The 3789-nt window shown below is 56.0% G+C and carries 5 protein-coding genes; 4 read left to right on the top strand and 1 reads right to left on the bottom strand.

Going from position 1 to position 3789, the window contains the following annotated elements; translation table 11 throughout:
* Positions 1-302: 302 nt before the first annotated feature.
* Positions 303-644 carry a ferredoxin FdxA gene (gene fdxA, locus ABJH13_RS01215; protein ID WP_348404391.1) on the bottom strand — a complete coding sequence of 114 codons (342 nt, stop codon included), beginning with the start codon at positions 642-644 and terminating at the stop codon, positions 303-305.
* A 118-nt stretch (positions 645-762) separates the two neighbouring features.
* Here fdxA and ABJH13_RS01220 point away from each other — a divergent pair, with 118 nt between their 5' ends.
* The 4 genes from ABJH13_RS01220 to ABJH13_RS01235 all read left to right on the top strand — a co-directional run.
* Positions 763-1053 carry a DUF971 domain-containing protein gene (locus ABJH13_RS01220; protein WP_348404392.1) on the top strand — a complete coding sequence of 97 codons (291 nt, stop codon included), beginning with the start codon at positions 763-765 and terminating at the stop codon, positions 1051-1053.
* Between the two features lie 64 nt (positions 1054-1117).
* Positions 1118-2860 carry a fumarate reductase/succinate dehydrogenase flavoprotein subunit gene (locus ABJH13_RS01225; protein WP_348404393.1) on the top strand — a complete coding sequence of 581 codons (1743 nt, stop codon included), beginning with the start codon at positions 1118-1120 and terminating at the stop codon, positions 2858-2860.
* An 11-nt stretch (positions 2861-2871) separates the two neighbouring features.
* Positions 2872-3114 carry a ferredoxin family protein gene (locus tag ABJH13_RS01230; protein ID WP_348404394.1) on the top strand — a complete coding sequence of 81 codons (243 nt, stop codon included), beginning with the start codon at positions 2872-2874 and terminating at the stop codon, positions 3112-3114.
* A 7-nt stretch (positions 3115-3121) separates the two neighbouring features.
* The coding region (locus tag ABJH13_RS01235) for a HEAT repeat domain-containing protein (RefSeq protein ID WP_348404395.1) at positions 3122-3789 on the top strand (668 nt) is incomplete at its 3' end.

The raw sequence follows: 3789 nt of genomic DNA on the forward strand, positions 1-3789 counted from the left end.
GCGCCTAAGCCCACTGGTTAGCGCGATCCGCACCGCATCCTGGCGGAATTCGTCCGTCCGTTTCAGTCCCATAGTAAATCTCCTTTGGTGCAGTAAATGCTATCAAAAGAGCGGTATCAAACCGCGACAGGTCCAGAGCTACTATAAATACGCAGGTATTCTGGGTGAGACCTATTTCATGAACTAACTATTCGCGGCCGCATGGCCCAAAAAATCTATAAAACCCAAACTAGGCCTTATCCAATTAATGCAACAGCCCCTTTGGCGGCACGAGGGGTTTGCACGTTCCTCTGATCTATCCCTTACGCCGCTTCAACGGCTGGTTTTTCTGTAAAATGACTGTCGAGCTTGCCTGCCTGACCGTCCAAGGCATCTGCCGTTGACAGCGGGTCTTTGGCCTCTGTGATGACCGGCCAGATTTGCGCGTATTTCTCGTTGAACGCGACCCAGGGTTCCATTCCCTCTTCGGTGTCGGCACGAATAGCATCGGCGGGGCATTCGGGTTCGCAAACGCCACAGTCGATACATTCTGTGGGATCGATGACCAGCATATTTTCGCCTTCGTAAAAACAATCCACGGGGCAAACGGAAACGCAATCGGTGTATTTGCAGGCGATACAGTTGTCGGTGACGACGAATGTCATAAGGGCTCTCTTTCATAGTTTTGATCATGGTGCCGCGCTGCAGAAAGGCTGTCCGTAAATAAATTGCTATTGGGATATTCTGCGGCGCGGCAAAGTTGAGAAAACAGCGAGGGCCATCATGATCGACCGACTTTCCGCAACACCTGACAGCCGCACCCTGATCGTTGAATGGGAGGGGGGCGCCACCAGCGCACTGCCCGCCACGATGCTACGGCAAGAAGCGCGGGACGCTTATTCGCAACGGGCAAAACTGGACTACGGCGAGATCGCAGTGACCCCTGATTTGACGATCACAGGCCTGAAACAGGTGGGAGCCGCCGGCGTAAACGTCCATTTTTCAGACGGTCATGACCGCGCAATCTATCCTTTTGTCTATCTTCGCGAACTTTCCGATCGACACGGAAACTAATTGACATTTGCCGCGCCGCAGCAAGGCGCAGGCTGGCACCAACCTTAAACGGCAGGACCCCAACATGGATGAAATTCTGGACGGCACCACGCAGATTGACTGCGACATTCTGATCATCGGTGGTGGCACGGCAGGGCCGATGGCCGCGCTGAAAGCCAAGCGTAAAAATCCGAATGCAAACGTGATTTTGCTGGATAAGGCGAATGTGAAACGGTCGGGCGCGATTTCGATGGGCATGGACGGGCTGAACAATTCAGTCATTCCCGGCTATGCCACGCCAGAGCAATACACCAAAGAGATCACCATCGCGAACGACGGCATCGTCGACCAGAAAGCTGTCTATCGCTACGCTGAAGAGTGCTACAGCATTATCGAAGAGCTGGACCAGTTTGGCATCCGGTTTCAAAAAGACCAAAACGGCGAATATGACGTCAAAAAGGTGCACCACATTGGCACCTATGTATTGCCGATGCCCAATGGCGATACCGTCAAAAAGGCGCTGTATCGTCAGCTACGCAAGGCGCGCATCAATATCGTCAACCGGTATATGGCCACGCGGCTGCTGACGGGGGAAGGCCGGATCGCGGGGGCGATCTGTGTGAACACCCGCACCGCCGAATTTTTAGTGGTGCGCGCCAAGGCGGTTGTGATGTCGTTGGGGGCTGCAGGGCGTTTGGGATTGCCGTCGTCGGGGTACCTTTACGGCACCTACGAGAACGCCTCCAACAGTGGCGAAGGCTATTCTATGGCGTATCATGCGGGTGCGGGCCTCGCGAACCTAGAGTGCTTTCAAATCAACCCGTTGATCAAGGATTACAACGGCCCGGCCTGCGCCTATGTGGCGGGGCCAATGGGCGGGTACACGGCTAACGCTGCGGGCGAACGGTTCATCGAGTGTGACTATTGGTCGGGCCAAATGATGCAAGAATTTTATGATGAATTGCAGGGTGGCAAGGGGCCGGTCTATCTGAAACTCAACCACCTTGCCGAAGAAACCGTTGCCGAAATTGAACGTGTGCTGCACATTGTTGAACGCCCCACGCGTGGGCATTTCCACAAAGGACGCGGCACCGATTACCGCACTGATATGATCGAAATGCATATCTCCGAGGTGGGGTTCTGTTCGGGGCATTCGGCCAGTGGTGTGTTCGTGGATGAACGCGCGCGCACCACGATTGATGGGCTTTATGCCGCCGGTGATATGGCGAATGTGCCGCATAACTACATGTTGGGCGCGTTTACCAATGGCGCATTTGCGGGCCTTGATGCGGTTGATTTCATCAAAGACGTTGATTTTGCTGACTTCGATATGGGCGATGTGGATGCCGAACGCACCCGCGTGCTGGCTCCGACCAAACGCGACGATGGTATCCCGCCAAACCAGATCGAATATAAGACCCGCCGCTTTGTGAACGACTATCTGCAACCGCCGAAAGTAACCGCAAAGATGGAACTGGCGCAGCGCCGGTTCGAAGAGGTGCGCCACGACATGGAAACCGAAATGTATGTGCGCGACAGTCACGAATTGATGCGTGCGCTCGAAGCATCAGCGATCATGGATTGTGCCGATATGGCTGCCGCTGCGTCGTTGTACCGGACCGAAAGCCGCTGGGGGCTGTATCACAACCGGGTGGAATATGAGCGCGATGATGAAAACTGGTTCTGCCACACGATCCTGACCAAGGGGGATGATGGCAAGCCGGCACACCGCAAAAAGGCGGTCGATGATTACATCGTCGAGATCGAAGACGATGAAAAAGACGCCTACAATAACCAACGTGTGACCGACACCGTCGCGGCAGAATAAGGACTGTTCCCATGCCATTGGCTCAAACTTCTACAATTGTTCCTGTCGTTGTCGACAAAGATCTGTGCATCGCAGACAAGGGCTGCACCGTCTGCGTTGATGTCTGCCCGTTGGATGTTCTGCGCATCGCCGTGACCGAAGACGGCCCGGAAACCGCTTACATGAAATACGACGAATGCTGGTACTGCATGCCCTGCGAGGCGGATTGCCCTACAGGTGCGGTGACCGTCAACCTTCCCTTTTTGTTGAAGTGAGATCGATATGAGCGCGCTCTTTGAAGACTTTGACGAAATTGGTGAACTCGCAGAGGCCTTGGATGATCCGTCGCCGGGTGCGCGCATCATGGCGGTTATGGAATTGGCCGATAGCGCCGACCCTGCAGCCATTCCGCATCTGGCCCGCGCGATCGCGGATGCGGTCGCGGGCGTGCGCAAGCAGGCCGCGCAAGCCCTGACGGATTTTGACGGGCCGGACACGGCCGCCGCGCTGGTTGGCGCATTGACAGACAGTGACCCCGCCGTGATCGATGCCGCCGCGATCAGCTTGAAAGAACTGAAAGACCCCGCGGCTGGGGATGCCATTCTGCCCCATCTGGATGCGACCGATACGCTGAAACTGACAGCCTGCCTTGCGGGGATCAAAGAGTTGCGCCGCGCTGAGGCGATGGGCCCTGCGATCAACGCTTTGCAACATTCCGACACTGGCGTACGTATCGAAGCGGTTGGTGTCATTGGGTGGCTGCAAGACGAAGGGTCGCTGCCCGCGTTGCGCGATGCGGCCACAGATGACGACACTCAGGTGCGGCGCACGGCGTTGGCCGCATTGGGGTTTTCCAAGTCGGAGCATGCCGAGGCGACATTGATAAAAGGGCTGTCTGACGCCGCATGGATGGTTCGCGAAGCTGCTGCTGAGACATTGGCAAAGGCCGG

Source organism: Roseobacter sp. (assembly GCF_039970775.1).
Lineage (GTDB): Bacteria > Pseudomonadota > Alphaproteobacteria > Rhodobacterales > Rhodobacteraceae > Roseobacter.